The 15,470-nt window shown below is 45.0% G+C and carries 13 protein-coding genes and 3 pseudogenes; 8 read left to right on the top strand and 8 right to left on the bottom strand.

Annotated elements, in window-relative coordinates; translation table 11 throughout:
- Positions 1–37 precede the first annotated feature (37 nt).
- The gene (locus BM427_RS09035) at positions 38–274 is read left to right on the top strand and encodes a hypothetical protein (RefSeq protein ID WP_139234399.1); all 237 of its coding nucleotides are present in this window, start codon (positions 38–40) and stop codon (positions 272–274) included.
- 190 nt (positions 275–464) lie between these two features.
- On the opposite strand, the pseudogene BM427_RS09030 reads toward BM427_RS09035, so the two are convergent.
- A pseudogene (locus BM427_RS09030) lies at positions 465–836 on the bottom strand (IS3 family transposase); the annotation flags it as partial.
- A 315-nt stretch (positions 837–1,151) separates the two neighbouring features.
- Between BM427_RS09030 and BM427_RS09025 the strand changes: the two are divergent.
- Positions 1,152–2,189: a helix-turn-helix domain-containing protein gene (locus BM427_RS09025; protein WP_090121716.1), complete on the top strand. Its 1,038-nt coding sequence runs from the start codon at positions 1,152–1,154 to the stop codon at positions 2,187–2,189.
- Here BM427_RS09025 and BM427_RS09020 read toward each other — a convergent pair.
- The 3 genes and pseudogenes from BM427_RS09020 to BM427_RS09010 form a co-directional block, all read right to left on the bottom strand.
- Positions 2,131–3,186 carry an alpha/beta hydrolase family protein gene (locus BM427_RS09020; protein WP_090120997.1) on the bottom strand — a complete coding sequence of 352 codons (1,056 nt, stop codon included), beginning with the start codon at positions 3,184–3,186 and terminating at the stop codon, positions 2,131–2,133. The two genes, BM427_RS09025 and BM427_RS09020, sit on opposite strands and share 59 nt — an antisense overlap.
- A gap of 578 nt (positions 3,187–3,764) precedes the next feature.
- Positions 3,765–4,235, bottom strand: coding sequence for a helix-turn-helix domain-containing protein (locus BM427_RS09015; RefSeq protein WP_090120996.1), 471 nt, complete (start codon positions 4,233–4,235; stop codon positions 3,765–3,767).
- Positions 4,236–4,976: 741 nt separating this feature from the next.
- Positions 4,977–5,390, bottom strand: a pseudogene (locus BM427_RS09010) (DDE-type integrase/transposase/recombinase); the annotation flags it as partial.
- Positions 5,391–5,607: 217 nt separating this feature from the next.
- On the opposite strand from BM427_RS09010, the gene BM427_RS09005 reads away from it, so the two are divergent.
- The 3 genes from BM427_RS09005 to BM427_RS08995 all read left to right on the top strand — a co-directional run bounded on the left by BM427_RS09005 (position 5,608) and on the right by BM427_RS08995 (position 9,945).
- Complete coding sequence (locus tag BM427_RS09005) at positions 5,608–6,540, top strand: cation diffusion facilitator family transporter (RefSeq protein ID WP_090120994.1); 933 nt, start codon at positions 5,608–5,610, stop codon at positions 6,538–6,540.
- A 176-nt stretch (positions 6,541–6,716) separates the two neighbouring features.
- On the top strand, positions 6,717–9,212 hold the full coding sequence (locus tag BM427_RS09000; protein ID WP_090120993.1) for a cation-translocating P-type ATPase: 2,496 nt from the start codon (positions 6,717–6,719) through the stop codon (positions 9,210–9,212).
- A gap of 151 nt (positions 9,213–9,363) precedes the next feature.
- A complete protein-coding gene (locus tag BM427_RS08995) occupies positions 9,364–9,945 on the top strand; it encodes a cytochrome b/b6 domain-containing protein (RefSeq protein ID WP_090120991.1) in 582 nt (193 codons plus the stop codon).
- A 36-nt stretch (positions 9,946–9,981) separates the two neighbouring features.
- Here BM427_RS08995 and BM427_RS08990 read toward each other — a convergent pair whose 3' ends face one another.
- On the bottom strand, positions 9,982–10,356 hold the full coding sequence (locus BM427_RS08990; RefSeq protein ID WP_090120990.1) for a cytochrome b562: 375 nt from the start codon (positions 10,354–10,356) through the stop codon (positions 9,982–9,984).
- Positions 10,357–10,576: 220 nt separating this feature from the next.
- A complete protein-coding gene (locus BM427_RS25270; protein ID WP_208809134.1) occupies positions 10,577–10,777 on the bottom strand; it encodes a hypothetical protein in 201 nt (66 codons plus the stop codon).
- A gap of 526 nt (positions 10,778–11,303) precedes the next feature.
- Between BM427_RS25270 and BM427_RS08985 the strand changes: the two genes are divergently transcribed.
- Positions 11,304–11,816, top strand: a complete 513-nt coding sequence (locus BM427_RS08985; RefSeq protein WP_090120988.1) for a GNAT family N-acetyltransferase — start codon at positions 11,304–11,306, stop codon at positions 11,814–11,816.
- A gap of 207 nt (positions 11,817–12,023) precedes the next feature.
- On the opposite strand, the gene BM427_RS08980 is transcribed toward BM427_RS08985, so the two are convergent.
- Positions 12,024–12,950, bottom strand: coding sequence for a LysR family transcriptional regulator (locus tag BM427_RS08980; RefSeq protein WP_090120987.1), 927 nt, complete (start codon positions 12,948–12,950; stop codon positions 12,024–12,026).
- Between the two features lie 118 nt (positions 12,951–13,068).
- Here BM427_RS08980 and BM427_RS08975 point away from each other — a divergent pair, with 118 nt between their 5' ends.
- Positions 13,069–13,512: an ester cyclase gene (locus tag BM427_RS08975; RefSeq protein ID WP_090120985.1), complete on the top strand. Its 444-nt coding sequence runs from the start codon at positions 13,069–13,071 to the stop codon at positions 13,510–13,512.
- Positions 13,513–13,556: 44 nt separating this feature from the next.
- Here BM427_RS08975 and BM427_RS08970 read toward each other — a convergent pair whose 3' ends face one another.
- On the bottom strand, positions 13,557–14,897 hold the full coding sequence (locus BM427_RS08970; RefSeq protein WP_090120984.1) for a carbohydrate porin: 1,341 nt from the start codon (positions 14,895–14,897) through the stop codon (positions 13,557–13,559).
- Between the two features lie 194 nt (positions 14,898–15,091).
- On the opposite strand from BM427_RS08970, the pseudogene BM427_RS26490 reads away from it, so the two are divergent.
- A pseudogene (locus BM427_RS26490) lies at positions 15,092–15,368 on the top strand (phosphoheptose isomerase family protein); the annotation flags it as partial.
- Between the last annotated feature and the right edge of the window lie 102 nt (positions 15,369–15,470).

Raw genomic sequence — 15,470 nt, 5'->3', positions numbered from 1 at the left:
TAATATTGTCGTTCAGCTTGAACAAGCGTATATGCTCATGGAACGCAGTCACAATACCGGTAAAAGTGCGCCTAAAGATAAATGCAAAACTCAGGTCGATGTTAAAGTCATGGAATTGACTTTTTCGTCAGCTTTATGGACTCGTGATGCGGCAGTGAAATTAGTAGAAAAATTTGTCAAAAGCTGGGATGACTGGCTGGATGAAAATACTACGCCAGATACATCTAAAAATATCAAATTCTGCTTCGGTAAAGAGGGTGCTGAGCTCGAGTAATTTATCCGTAACTTGAAAATTATCTTCGAGGACTGAATCAGGTATAAATGAAGGAGGGCATGTTATGCGCTCCTTCTATTGTTATGTCTGATAAGTATTTGCCACCTAAAATATGCAATGATATTTACCAGGTCATCCATATAAAGGTAAATTGGTTGACTGATCCTAATCGCGTAGTGTGGACACAGTCCTAAGCGAGGTTTTTGTTTTCACATCGTTCCGGGCTGAGGCCACCACAGTCACTGTGACGCCGCCAGCGATATTAATTACACTCAATATAATTAATATCGTCGTCCTCATGATTTCCCGGCTGATAAAGCGTTCTCCGTGGATACACTCCACCTTCAGAGAATGAAAGAAGCTTTCCACACAGGCATTATCGTAGCAGCAGCCCTTTGCGATCATGCTGTCATGCATATTATGTCGTTTCAGCAGGGTCTGGTAATCCGCTGAACAGTACTGGCCACCACGGTTGGTGTGAAAATAACCTTTTCGGTCGCTTACGACGCCAGAGCGCTAGCTGGCGCGCATCGCAGGCCAGTTGCGCCATCATTCTCGTGCTCTGAGGAGGCCATCTGTTGCTGCTGTTTACTCCACCAGTTGTAGCGCTGCGATTCATACAGGCTGAGTTCACGGGCGCGGTTCAGCCAGTTTCAGGGCTTCATCGCGGAATCCGAGTGTGTACTGTTTACGGGCGTTTTGCAGGGATACTTACAGAGTGGACAGTTACACAGAATTACTTACAGGCTCGGGGGTTAGAGATGAGATAAACCTTCCACAGACAAATCACGTCATACTGTTTTATTACGTTGAAGGAGACAGATTACCTTCATGTGTGCAAATATTCCTCGTAAATTTTTATGATGGTACTGTGGTTATGTTTTCTGTTCCCTTTCCTGTTATTACTGTGTTTGCGCTATTGATTCTAATAGTAATGGCGCTATTTCCTAAAAAAAATCGCCACAGCGGGACACTTCGTTTTCTTATTGCCTGCACAGTCCTTCTTTCTGTAAGCACTCTGCGGTGGGAATACGAGTCAGCCATGCTCAGGAACATTCAATCCGTCCTGGCAATACTTCTGCCCCCTCTTGCATGGCACAGTTTCATCTCAATGACTGAAACCGGTAAGCAGCGTCGCTGGGTATTGCTGCTTTTACCCCCAACCCTTGCATTATTGATCAGGATGGTTTGGCCCGCAGCGATTGATTTCATCCTGTTTATCATTTTTACAGGATACGGATATGGCCTCTTTCATATTGCATGGCAGGGGGAGTGTAACTTCACGCTGAACCGGCTGGCAGAGTCAACACATACGGTAAAAATGGCTTTTTTCGCAGGCTGCTTTCTGTGTATATCGGCCCTGACAGATCTTGCGGTTACATTTGACTTCAGCATTACCGGTGGAAAACAGGCTCCGGGTATGATTGTTATTTTCCAGATGACACTACTTCCTCTTATCGCCGCAGCTATTGCCAGTGCGGGAAGGACAACTGTATCAGGAAATGATAATCAGGAAGAAACTCCCCTCGAGAGTATTGTGGTACCCGCGGGAGAGTTTGAGGGGATTTATAGTAGACTCGAGAAACAAGTTCGTGAAACAAAAATTTATCTTAATCCCGATCTAACACTGAGTATTCTGGCCAGAAAAACAGGCATACCAGCACGGCATCTTTCAGGCGCAGTCAATACCGCGAGCCAGTGCAATGTATCGCAGTGGATCAATGGCTTCAGGATTGAATGGGCAAAGGAACTGTTGTTAAACACCCCCTTGCCTGTGACAGATATAATGTTGGAATCTGGATTCACCACTAAATCAAATTTTAATCGTGAATTTCTACGAGTTTCTGGCGTGTCACCTACCGTGTTCCGACAGAAGATGCAGCATAATCAAGCGCAGAATTCAGGAATGCACTGATCTTACGAATCAGATTTTGATGAATATTCGATCTCTTAGCATGGGGGCCGTCCTGGCAAACAATATCGTCGCCAGGAGATTCTTCATTTAGAATATTTTCAGCGCCGGGTTTACAAAGCTGCATGAAACTAAAATGTGTCGCGCCTTCAACGATCTCATATTGCCTCCTGTTTGGATTCATTTCGGCAGCAAGGTATCCAGACTCTTGTTCTGCGGGTAATTCTGCCAATTTGTCCGCCTGTGCAGCTAAAATCAGGACGGGAATGTTAATAGCATTCAGACTCTGAGGTGTAAAACCCGGTGCTAATCCTGGGTCAAGAGAGACGACAGCCCGGATCCTTGCATCCCTGTTATTTGCGGATATTTTTTCCAGGGATAGTGTTTCATTGATGCCAAGTTTATCTGTTAACCGGCAGTCACCCCTTTTGGGATGGTTTTGACAATCGCGGATAAACAGGGAGGGTTTAAATCGCGCACCCGCTAGCGACATTACTGTCCATCCGCCAAGAGAATGCCCTAAAGCAGCAATTCGGCCCTTGTCCGTTGCCCCGAAAAGTGTGGGGGAATCTATGACGAAATCAATAACCCGAGAAATATCGTGCGGACGTCGCCACAACTTTTTAGCATCTATTGGATTCTGATCAAAAGTAGTCGTACCTGGATGATCCGGGGCGGCAACAATATAACCTTCTGCAGCCATCGCTGCAGCAATCCAGGACAGATTCCGCCAGTTTCCGTTGTATCCGTGTGAAATAACCAGGAGAGGATGTACGCCTGGTAATGGTGGCGCATCGGGGCTTACCGTAACGCCAATGAAGGCGGGATTACTTCCTATATCAACTCGTCTTCCCTCAGAAGTGGCTGGGTACCACACCGTCACCTTTAGCGTTTCGGACTTTGGGTCTGATAACGTTACCTGACGAAAGCCTGGAGATGCTTGCACTTGTATGCAGTAAAGGAACACAGACAATAAACAAAAAACGCGTATGCACATCATAAATAATCCTGTAGAGATGAATTGTGCAACTTGTATATATCAGGTTCAGTATCCGGGCGTCCTGGAACACGATTGAGGTCGTAAATTTAGTGTTTTAAGGCATTTTTCATGTACATTTCTGGCACCAGGTGCCTGAGTATAACTCCTATTGCGAATGACATGCTCACCTATGGAAAGCCTGTTTAACTATAGAAAACCTGGATTTTCTATTCCCACTGCGTTTTTTCTTCGTTCTACTATATGTAGGGTAAGAATCAATCCAGTGGACAATAAAGTGACGGCTGTTATTTATTAGCATTTCGTTAGCTACATTAACTTCTGGCACTCAGCTGACCTAACAGTACAGAGGACAGCGATGAATGAGAAACCGGTATTTGCTTTAAAAGTAATGTCATCTGTATGGCAGAAAACCGCTAAAAGCGGATTGAACGATTATGGGGGGGGGGACAGATTTTCGTGAGTAAATATCCGTGTAGCGCAGTTCTGATTCGGCGAAGGTAGCACAATGTCTTATCTTCGCCGGGGGTTTTACAACAGCGTTAGTTCTCTAATCATATCATTTTCCAAACACATCATGATTAATGATCAAAAAACTCATTAAAAGCATAAAATAAATCAATGCGTGTGTTTGCTGAAATTTTATTTTTAATATTAGTTTTATGTGATGAAACTGTTTTTATGTTAATGGAAAGGGTGGCGGAGATTTCATCATCTTTTTTTCCAAGAATGAAAAGAACTAAAATTTTCCTCTCACAGTTGCTCAGTGATACTTCTTTCAAATCGATCGGGCTCCCTTCACGTAAGTTCCTGAACAAAAGTTCTACTGTTTGAATGTCAACGGTTACCGGCATTATAATTACATTTTTGTTTCTAATGCGGAAAGGATTAAAATGTCCCTGTGTGAAAATAACATTAAAGCCATGAACTTTGTCAATATACTCACTTTGCAGTTTAAATTTATTGTAGATTCTATCAATGAGGGTATAGATACCCGTTTCAAAGTATTTACAATTGTAGTTTTTAATAACAATATTTATGTCTCTTAGCATCACAGTTGCTCAGTAGTGGTAGTAATAATTCGATAAGTTAATTAATGGCAGCAATAATAAAACTATAAATAGAGAGATATGTTTTTTTAAAATGTTATATACAATTATGTATAAATTATGTTTTTTACAGTAACTCATTGAATTTTGAGATTTTCCTCAATGTGTTGCTGTATGTGAAATGAGGTAAGTCCTAAATTAATAAGGTCTATTGACAAATTATACATGCCTGCTTTAACTTCACCTGGATTTTATTTATGGATTTTTTTAGAGTAGGTGTAATATGCTTTTAATCTATGTATTGATAATTATTTTTTTAATAGTTATCATATCTTTTTCTTTCTACCGGCACATTAAGTTAATGAGTTCAAGGACGATTGGGGTAGATAAAAAAGAAAGTAAAAAAAAGAAAGTAAAAAAATAACACGAGATTCATTGCTGGCCCTGTCTTTTAAACTTAAGTTCATTTTAAATGCATGTTTAAATGTATTGCAAAGAGTGTACTTTATTGTACATAACCTTATATATAAAGGTTATGTACATAAATGTATATGGCAAGCTATACGAATTTTATACTAAAATGGCGTTGCGCATGACCCATATATGGTGAGTGGCTGTAAGCATACCCATTTTAGGTTTATGAACTTTTTGAGATCTGTCTAAATGGTGTTTTATATGATATTATTCCGGTGTCCGATTATTGAGTGATTCATGTGGACGTTTGCAGTTATATTCCAACAATCATATTTTCGTTATTGCCCGCACTTCATTCAGAGTCCTGAATAAATAAAAATTGAATATTTCAGTACCGTATATTCGATTAAAGCGTTCGAAGAAAGCATTCTGAGTCGGTTTGCCTGGCCTGATAAACTCAGGCTCCACCCCATGTTTTTCTGATCATTCGGCCAGCGTCAGAGAGATACATTCCGTACCATTGTTCATGCAAATCATGGCCGGATATCCCCGGTTTGCTGCGATCCTGTCAAGTGTCCGGGCCACTCGCTGGGCCGGCAGGTTCAGGTCTGGCTCGATCGACAACGCCTCACGATTAAAGTTATCAATAACGCTAAATGTTCGAAAACGGCGACGACAAATCTGAGCATCATGCATGAAATCAACCGATCGGATTGGGTTCTGCGCTCCAGCTGTAGCCAGAGGCAATGAGGAGCTGGGCATAAATCCATGCCTGACAATTCTTTCGTTAAAAATAATAAAATGAAGGCCCCATAATATAGCAATGGCTAAGTTGAACATGAAAAAATAATCATAGTCAAAACTTGCTCATCTTTAATAAAAGGTATTTAATCCTCCTGCTTATGATAAATGACATGTACACGATGTGAATATTTTTAGCTACGATCAGCAGGAGCAGTAAATGGCAGATAATAATTTCATTAACGTTAATGATGAGCATGATAATGACTCGCATGAACGTTTTCAGGCTGCGAGAAAAAGCACCTGGGTTAGTGTAGTCGTTAACTGCCTGTTGACATTGATTCAGGTTGTTACAGGTATTTTTTCCGGCTCGCAGGGGTTGATTGCTGATGGTATACATTCACTCTCAGATTTGATTGCAGATTTTGTCGTGCTGATCGCAAATCAAAAAAGCAAGAAAGAGCCAGACGAAGATCATCATTATGGACACCACAGATATGAAAATGGAGCATCATTGATACTTGGTGCTCTTTTGATGGTGGTTGGTATTGGAATGCTATGGTCATCAGCCAATAAAATCCATGCCCCGGATACCATTCCACAGGTCCATATCTCTGCCCTCTGGATTGCTTTAATTGCCATTGCTTTTAAAGAGTTACTTTTCCGCTACATGTTATCCGTAGCCACGCGCGTAAAATCAAGCATGCTGATAGCGAATGCGTGGCATGCTCGCTCTGATGCAGCATCCTCGCTCGTTGTGGCCTTAGGTATCATTGGAAATATTTCAGGATTCAAACTTCTTGATCCGATCGCAGCATTAATCGTTGGTCTTATTATTACTAAGATGGGATATTCATTCTTAGCCGATGCTCTGCATGACCTGATGGACAGAGCCGCTGATGCTGAAACAGAAGATAAAATAAGGCTAACCCTACTGGAAACTAATGGGGTGCTTGGCATACATAATTTAAAAACAAGAAAAATGGCCGATTCAGTTATTGTTGACGTGCATTTGGAAGTTAATGGTGATCTCTCTGTTAGAGAAGGCCATAACATAGCTGTTAACGCCAGAAAGGCAGTGTTAGAAAAATTTAATGTGTTAAATGTAATGACACACATAGATCCATACAGTGACAATGGTCAGAATAAATAAAAATATTACTCGAAAGCGTATTTTTTGAATAAGAATGAGTCACATGCTTCGCCCTCTCAGCATACGTGTGGCTATATTTATTGATGTATAAATGGAAAGAACAGGCAACAATCCATCATATTTATGATGGCGAGAGAGTCACTCAATAAGCATACATTGAGCAGAGGTTCAGAGATATGGATAAAGCGCTGCCTAAAGGGCTGACGATGTCAGAGGTCGAACATCGCCAGCAGGAAGATGGGCTGAATGAGCTGAACGTAAGCCAACGCCGGACATTTTGGGTGATTGCCTGTGATGTCTGTCGTGAACCAATGTTTATGCTGCTTATTGGCGCAGGCGCAATCTATCTGGCAATGGGTGATCCTCATGAGGCGCTAATCCTCCTGGGTTTTGTTGTGATCATTATGTCAGTAACTATTCTTCAGGAGCGTAGAACTGAAAAGGCGCTGGAGGTATTAAAAGATCTGTCCAATCCACGAGCGCTGGTTATTCGCGACAGCAAGATCTCTTCTGTTCCAGGCAAAGATGTCGTTCGTGATGATATTGTCATTATATCTGAAGGGGAGCGGATACCGGCTGATGGTTTACTCCTGCAGGCGCATGAGCTGGCAACCGATGAGTCAATGCTAACCGGTGAGTCAGAGGCTGTTTCCAAATATTTACCGGCCCGACTTTTTGCAGGAACCATGGTAGCCAGAGGTCAAGGATTAATACAAGTTACCGCTGTTGGTAGCAATACTGAACTGGGACGTATTGGCAAATCGCTACAAAATATTATTACCAAAAAATCGCCTCTTCAGGATGAAATTGGGCGACTGACTCGCCGTCTGGCTTATATCGGGATAGCTCTTTGTGCACTTCTTTCAGGGGGATACTGGATTTTAAACAGTGGATGGCAAAATGCTCTTCTTGCCGGTATAACTCTGGCGATGGGAATACTGCCGCAGGAATTCCCGGTTATCATGATTATATTTCTGGCTATGGGGGCCAGGAGAATTGCCGCTCATGGGGTATTAACCCGACACCTCAATGCGATAGAGACACTGGGGGAAACAACCATTCTTTGTGTTGACAAGACTGGCACGTTGACACAGAACAACATGATTGTTTCAGCTCTGGTCACAGAGCAGGATCTTATGTTCCTGGAGGAAGATGATAGCCAATCCCTGCCAGATAATTTTTATCAGATCCTTGAATATTCGGTTCTCGCCTGCGAAATATCGCCTCATGATCCTATGGAGAAAGCGGTTCATAAAATTGCAGCCACTTTCCTCAACAGTTGCGAATACTTACACCCAACATGGTCTCTGGTTAAAGAGTATGAATTATCATCAGAGCTGTTTGCCATGACCCATGTGTGGCGATCTGGCGACGCTACACAGGATTGTGTTGCTTCTAAAGGAGCACCTGAGGCAATTGCATCATTGTGCCGCATTCCTGACGAGAAACGCATCGCTATACTTAGCAAAGCAGAACAACTGACTAAAAAAGGTTTACGTGTACTGGGCGTGGCCCGGACAACACATGATGCCTCACAACCCTGGCCTGAGCGGCAGCAGGATTTTAATTTTGAATTTGTTGGTTTGATCGGATTCATAGACCCGCTGCGCCCAGAAATTTTCGCCGCAATTGCCCGATGTCACCAGGCCGGGATTAGGGTCATCATGATGACAGGAGACCATCCCGGCACCGCTGGCTCAATCGCTGCACAGGCTGGAATTGATTCTGAAGCCATAATCACGGGCGCAGATCTCTTATTGCCCGGGACATGGGAAAATCAGCTTTCAGCGAACGTCTTTGCTCGGGTGACTCCTCAACAGAAATTGTCAATTGTTGAAGCGCTAAAAGCTCAGGGTGAAGTTGTGGCAATGACAGGAGATGGTGTGAACGATGCTCCGGCATTAAAAGCGGCCCATATAGGCATCGCTATGGGTAAACGAGGTACCGATGTGGCAAGAGAAGCTGCATCGCTTGTGTTACTGGAGGACAGTTTTACTTCTATCATCGATGCTATACATCTGGGAAGACGGATCTACTCAAACCTCAGACAAGCAATGGTTTACACTCTGGCAGTCCATATACCCATTATTGGTTTATCCGTTGCCCCTGTTTTATTCGGGCACCCCTTATTACTTGCTCCTGTCCATATTGCATTCCTGGAACTGGTTATTGACCCAGCTTGCTCTGTTGTATTTGAAGCAGAGCGAGGAGGAACGACACTGATGACGGACAAACCACGCCCGGCGAAAGAAAAACTGATCTCGGGTTACAATATTGTACAGAGTCTGCTTCTTGGTGGCGTTGTCACAATCGCAGTGTTCCTGCTGTATTACTTAAGTCTTTCAGCCGGTGATACTATCGAGCAGGCAAGAACGCTGGCATTTATTGCTCTTGTTATTACCAACCTTCTTTTGATTTTCGCCTGCCGTGATGAAAATGCAACATGGAGAACTCTTTTTCTTCAGGTCCCCGCCATCACCCTGTGGATTGGCGCAGGAACATTAGCCATGCTATCAGCAATCATAGAAATCCCATGGGTTTCAACTCTGTTCGGGTTTTCCCCTCCCACTTTTCCCCAGATACTCATCGCCATCATTGCAGCCATAGCCGTTTTACCCGTCGCATTTTTCTTAAATAACAATATATTGAAAAAATTCTGCATGAAAACATAACTATCTGAAACCTAATCTCGGGCAGAAGTTTCTGGCAGGATTACTTCGCAATGCATTAATTTTTCTAAGGAGTAAAAAAACACGTCTCCTAAGGATAAACTAAGCTTTACAGGTTAATCATAGTAAAAAGGAAAAACAAACAGGAGTTACGATGAATATGTACAACAAGCAAATCAAAGTTTGGGATCTCTTTATAAGAGTTTTTCACTGGACGGTTGTTATTCTATTTTTCTGCAACTATTTGTTATCAGACAGAGGACAGCTATTCCAGAGAGGCAGTACACTTCATATTTATGCAGGCTATATTATTATCTGTTTTGTGCTGGCACGGCTGATATGGGGCATTATTGGTAGTAAAAATGCACGATTTTCTTCCTTTATCCCATCTTATACTGAATTCAAAGAGTACACCAAAAAACTACTGAGTGGAGAACATCCCTACTACGAAGGGCACAACCCCGCAGGTGCGGTAATGATTGTATGCCTGCTCGCCGGATTGCTTATCACCGGAGCGACTGGCTGGCTGGCAAGTATATCAGACAGTGTTGATGGCTGGCAGGGAGCTATTGCCAGTGCCACTGATATTGTTCCCTGGGGAGACATCCACAGCTTTTTTGCTAATTTAACGATGCTGGGGGCTGGTATTCATATAACTGCGGTATTGGCTATCAGCTATCTGACGAAAGAAAATCTGGTACGCACTATGATATCAGGATATAAGAAAAGTAAATAATATGAAGTGAGAGGCTGAACCGCCTCTCACCATAAATCAAACACCCAGTTTAGTATGAAACTGTCCCATAATATCACGTAGTTTCTTTGCTTCCTGCTGTGCTGGTACAAGCCCCTTCTGCTCTGCTGTCGCCTCAACCACATTGACTTCATCTAACAACTGTTTCATTCCGGAATCAAACGTGGCTTTATCATTCCCCACAACAGAAGTGTGTTGAGCCTCCTGAGCCGACTGTTTAAAGGAAGATAAATCCTTTTTAAAAGAATCAATATTTGTGTCTTTCATCACTGCCCGATAGCTTTTACTCATTAACTTCATTGAATCTTTTACCGTGGGTGAGTTTGCCATAGCATTCCCGTTCACAAAAAGCACTGAGCTCAGAGCAATTAACACTGGTACCGTTATTTTCACAATTTTCACCTTTAATTATAAAATAAAGAATAAAGTATTACACTAACAAAAAAACAGTCAATAAAAAGCGTTCAAGTCACTCTTAATATAAAAGAGTTTAGCGTTAAATGGATATGATAATGATTGATATTTAAAATAAATGACATATCATCTTATATAATAATCATGCAGTGGCATCATAAAGTGAAGCCCGCATTCAGTCTGCGGGGTTTATTAAAAATCAAACTTTAACATTCACCACACTGCCGACAACACTTCCGCTTGAATTGACTGAGGGAGTACTCATCTTACTTACTGATTTTACTGCGTCGTCAGAATCACGATCGTTATCCGGAAGGGACTTTGATTCGCTTTTTTCACGCGCACTATCTACCTGGTAGTGTGTGTTTGCTAAATTGCTTCCAATACTGTTTACAGACATTCTTAGCTCCTCAGTGAGTCTATGTGCTTTGGCGCACACAGGCTTTATCGACATAATAAAGGATAGTGCCAGGCGATTAATTGTTTCAATGCATTTCTCCAAAAAAGCCAAAAAAACATAGTTCCGTTTAATAAATATTAATTTTTTATTTCTTAAAGTTAATATTTCTTAATGTCGTCTTAATTAAATATTAATTTTCCTTAATTTTTAACATTAGTTTTTCTTAATGAAAGCACTCGCATAGAATAGAAATAAAAATAAAACTACTATTTCTCGGAGTGATCCTCTAATCAATGATCCTTGTCATTTGTGTGAAAATCAGAGCTACTGGCCCCTATGAGACATAAAGCTGTCGGAGGGAATAAGGATCAGGTCAGTGTATCTCAGCGTGGAGTGTTCATCTTCAGCATGACATGGTAACTATTTCACCGCTTTATGCTCCCGGCAGCCGCTCAGTTAACCGGAAGAGGAGAGGCTAACATCACCTGCCGATCCCGGCTGCAATGTTCAGATTAAGGATAACCCGATGACAGATATCACTCTCAAACCGGCACAAAGCGAGCACCTGGCGGCATTCAGGGCAATTGAACTTGCCTCATTTGAAACATTGCGCAGCACCGGTGCGGTAACGGGCGATCCGGTTGCGACCAGCCTGGAGGATCTCAGCAGGCTGAGCGAAGAAGGGATCCTCTTCGCGGCATTCGCAGCAGAGGACATCCCTGTTGGTTTCGCTGGGGCTTATATTACGGAGAGCTGGCTGCATATCGTGGAAGCAAATGTTCATCCGAACTGGCAGCGGCAGGGAATTGGTCGGCGGCTGATCAATGCGCTTCTGGCTGAAGGAAGCACTCTCGGTTTAATCGGCGCCTCGTTAACAACCGATCGTTATGCCCCCTTTAACGCGCCTTTTTATGCCTCTTTGGGGTTCGAAATTCTGCAAGAGGACGCCCTCTCGCCACGGCTAAAAGCATTACTGGCCGCAGAAACGATCTCCGGGCTGGCACCGATGCGCCGGGTTGCTATGCAACGAGTGTATTGAGTCATGTTCTCAACGTCTGATGCGGAGCTCGTTATCGGGCAAAGCGTCGCGGATCTCATTAACCAGCAACGGTTACGGGAACGCTTAGCCCATCACGCAGATGGGATCACCGGCTTTTGCCGTCACGAGGCGAGGGAATTTCACACATTAATAGCACAAGGGGAAACCCAGTAGCTCTCTGTTAGCTGCCCTGATCAGGGCGGTGTTTCATTCAGCACGCGCGCCGCCTTCACGGAATTGCGTATGGATTAATTTCCGCAGCCATTGCTGCGCCTTACCGCCATCTGAGCGGTGGTGCCACAGTATGTCAAACGCAATCTCCGGCAGCGCCAGCGGTGGCTTAAGCAGCACAATATCGTCATTGGCTTCCTCCGCCAGCACGCTGTGACGAAGCACCGTCGCGACATAATTGGTCTGCGCAATAATCCGCGAGACCGCCGACATTGTCGGCAGCGTCAGGCGTACTGTTCTGCTGAGCCCCAGCTTGCGGAGTTGTTCATCCACCAGGCCGTAGTGATTGCCTTCGGGCGAGACAAGAATATGCTTCATGGCGAGATAATGTTCTAGCGTCATGCCATCACGGGCGGCGTCACTGTCCCGACGTACGAGGGTGACAAACTCATCGCGGATCAATGGCTGCGATAAGATGCGTTTTTCTGCCTGGGTTGGCGCAATACCGATAACCAGATCGACCTCGCCGCTATCAAGCATTGCCACGGACTGATCGCGATCGATAAATGTACGCACATGGATCGTTACCTCCGGCGCCTGCTGACTGACTGTGCGCATAATCGTTGGCATGAGCACCATCAACGGGTATTCCGACATGCCAAGCGTGAAGGCCATGCTTCGATTCTGCGGGCTGAACGCTTCTTCCGGCGCCAGCAAATGGGTTATTTCCTCCAGCGCGCGGCCGACATGCAGATAGATCTCTTTCGCTCTCGCCGTAGGCAGTAATCCGCTGGCGCTGCGAATAAACAGCGGATCGGCAAAATGGGTGCGCAAGCGCCCAAGCGCGGCGCTCATTGCCGGCTGGCTGACCGAGGCTTTACCGGCAGCGCGGGTGACATTCTGCTCCTCCATCAGCGCGTTAAAGGCGACGAGAAGATTCAGATCCAGCCCTCTAAAATCCATAAAACGAATACTCCTTTATATTTTATATTTGTTTTATTTATTGATATCGCGAATGTGATACTAGCGGCGTACGGCAAATAAACCAATGCAAAATCGTCAGCGTGTGAGGTAGGTAGTGATGTCAGACCATAATGAAACGGCAAATCGTCTTGCGCGCGAGCGCGAGGCGGTGGAAAAAATCTATCAGGCGTTTAGCTTGCAAAACCCCGATCTGCTCGATGAGGCAGTGACGCCAGACTGGCAGGATATTCCGCTGGCTCCCGGCCAGGCTGACGGGCCGCAAGGGCTAAAACCTATCATCAGAAGCTTTATCGCGGCTTTTCCCGATGTGCAGATTGTCATTCAGGATCTGATGCAGCTTCCCGGTAAGATTGCCGTGCGCGCGGAGATTACCGGGACACATCAGGGAACGTTTATGGGGATGGAAGCGACGGGGAAATTTGTACGCATCCGTTTGCATGAGATGCATGAACTTAACGGTGAGCGCGTGACAAAAACCTGGCATATGGAAGATTGGCTCGGACTGTTTATGCAGTTGGGCAAATCTCCTTCTCTGTTTTAAGCGCAAAAATCCACGCCGTAGCGTGGATTTTTGCTTTATGGGGATCAGAAATTGATGTTTGCCGTCACGCCGCCAACAAAGGCGTCATCAACCTGGCTGACTGCGCCCGGTGCGGAAATATATTGCAGGTTCGGGCGAATTTGCAGCCATTTCGTCGCCTGAATGTTGTAATAGATTTCATAGTTATACTCGGAACCGTCCTGAACCGGCAGATAGGCCAGGCTGTTGTAGTCTGTTTCACCGTTGAAGCTGTTCTCATCGCCCAGCATGCGGGTGTAGGAGGAGTTGATATGGATACGGCCTGCGCCGATACCAATTTCATCCTGTGGACGCGCGTCAAACGGCCCTTTCCACGTCAACGCAATCGACTGATAATTATCAGTTTTTGATGTTTTGTGGTCATTCATCACCGCCTGAACAGTTAGTGTAATACCGCGATCGCTGGAACCGCCCTGCGCGGTCAGTTGTTGCTGGGCAAGGATATAGCCGCCGTAAGAGTGGGCGGTATCCTGATAACTTCCATCGCGCCATGATCCGTAAACATTATCATTGGTCGACGAGTAGTAGTAACCAATACGGTAGTTCCCCGGCAGTTTGTCCGCACCGAGCTGCGGTTTCCAGCCCAGTTCTACCGGAACCAGGTTGCCTTCTGTCGGGCTGAATTCAAAACGGAAACCGTCGCCGCGATCGTAGTTATACGGGTTCTGATTGTAGAAACCGACCTGCATAAAGACTTCCGGCGTGAAATTAATGCGCACACGGCCGCCCCACTGGGATACCGGCCAGTTGTACCAGTGATCGCCGCGCCAGTTACCCGCCTGGCCGCTGCCGAACGCCAGGTTCTGGAACTTACTGTCGAAATTATCGAAATCTTCGCCAACGGTCACGCGGCCGGCTTTCACATCCAGCACATCGTCAAAGAAGCCTTTACGTAGCCAGAACTGTGTCAGACGCCAGGTCTGCCCACGGCCGTACACTTCCTGTGGGGAAGAGAGCATGCCGGTACGCGGATCGGCGACCTGATTGGCAACATTCTGCCCGTCACGGTTGGTGATGGTTAACTGGAACTCGGTATCCTGCCAGTTGAGTAGTTTTTGCAGATCGAGATTAACGCCAAATGCCTGCTGATCGCTGTAGCGCGCTGTCGTTGAGGTGTTATAGCCGCCAGCCAGGTTTGATGCGGCTTCCATGGTGTAATTCACCTGGAAATCGATCCCCTCTTTCTGTAGCTCGGTGCGGGTGCCACCCCAGTCGCCAAACATCCACGGGGAGTCGGCGCTGAAGGCGTCTGCAGCATGAGCAAGACTGGGTTGCATACAAAGGAATAAGGCTCCGGATAAAGCGGATATTACGGGGTGTTTCACCACTGTTTTTATATATTTCATGATATTTATTCTTAGGCAAGGGTGTTGTTAGGAATTTTGAGTGTAATAATTGAAAATTCTTAGTTTTATAAATTTGTGCGAGTAAAATTATCTTGCTAAAAAAGTATGATGATCAGCACAAAATTAACTTCACAGTATTTTCATTTGCGGTTTTTAGTGAATGACTTTGTGGATATCCTGCCGCAATAACCCTCAACCTGGCGCAAAAAGCGGTGGAAAGCGATGCTGATGTGGCACTGATCACCTGGGCGCAAACTCTTCTATTGGCCGTCTGGCAACCTGCGTACTGGCCCTGCCGGGCACGGTAAAGAGGAAGAATGCGTGCGCTGAAGGCGCGTTTTCCCAGCCGATGGGTTCCGCTTTCGGGCAGATCTTTTCATCACCTGTGGCGCGATCATTCTTGAACTGATGGCGCAGCCTGGCAAATCCAGCAACAGTATGTTTAAACGGCACGCTGATTTTGCACAATGACACGGAGCGCCTTACGATTCGTTAATTCATTTTGCCGCTGCCGATTATTTGCGTGATGACTGTCGTAATTCTATTGTCTTGTTTTGCGGTGGCTTGGCGTTA

The sequence above is a fragment of the Kosakonia arachidis genome (genome assembly GCF_900116535.1).
Classification (GTDB): Bacteria; Pseudomonadota; Gammaproteobacteria; order Enterobacterales; family Enterobacteriaceae; genus Kosakonia; species Kosakonia arachidis.
The sequence above is the reverse complement of the archived record's forward strand: the minus strand, read 5'-3'. Positions and strand labels throughout refer to the sequence as shown.

Excerpts from the sequence above, each read along its gene's own strand:
- BM427_RS09035 (WP_139234399.1), top strand. The coding sequence starts at position 38 with ATGGAACGCAGTCACAATACCGGTAAAAGTGCGCCTAAAGATAAATGC.
- BM427_RS09025 (WP_090121716.1), top strand. The coding sequence starts at position 1,152 with ATGTTTTCTGTTCCCTTTCCTGTTATTACTGTGTTTGCGCTATTGATT.
- BM427_RS09020 (WP_090120997.1), bottom strand. The coding sequence starts at position 3,186 with ATGATGTGCATACGCGTTTTTTGTTTATTGTCTGTGTTCCTTTACTGC.
- BM427_RS09015 (WP_090120996.1), bottom strand. The coding sequence starts at position 4,235 with ATGCTAAGAGACATAAATATTGTTATTAAAAACTACAATTGTAAATAC.
- BM427_RS09005 (WP_090120994.1), top strand. The coding sequence starts at position 5,608 with ATGGCAGATAATAATTTCATTAACGTTAATGATGAGCATGATAATGAC.
- BM427_RS09000 (WP_090120993.1), top strand. The coding sequence starts at position 6,717 with ATGGATAAAGCGCTGCCTAAAGGGCTGACGATGTCAGAGGTCGAACAT.
- BM427_RS08995 (WP_090120991.1), top strand. The coding sequence starts at position 9,364 with ATGAATATGTACAACAAGCAAATCAAAGTTTGGGATCTCTTTATAAGA.
- BM427_RS25270 (WP_208809134.1), bottom strand. The coding sequence starts at position 10,777 with ATGTCTGTAAACAGTATTGGAAGCAATTTAGCAAACACACACTACCAG.
- BM427_RS08985 (WP_090120988.1), top strand. The coding sequence starts at position 11,304 with ATGACAGATATCACTCTCAAACCGGCACAAAGCGAGCACCTGGCGGCA.
- BM427_RS08980 (WP_090120987.1), bottom strand. The coding sequence starts at position 12,950 with ATGGATTTTAGAGGGCTGGATCTGAATCTTCTCGTCGCCTTTAACGCG.
- BM427_RS08975 (WP_090120985.1), top strand. The coding sequence starts at position 13,069 with ATGTCAGACCATAATGAAACGGCAAATCGTCTTGCGCGCGAGCGCGAG.
- BM427_RS08970 (WP_090120984.1), bottom strand. The coding sequence starts at position 14,897 with ATGAAATATATAAAAACAGTGGTGAAACACCCCGTAATATCCGCTTTA.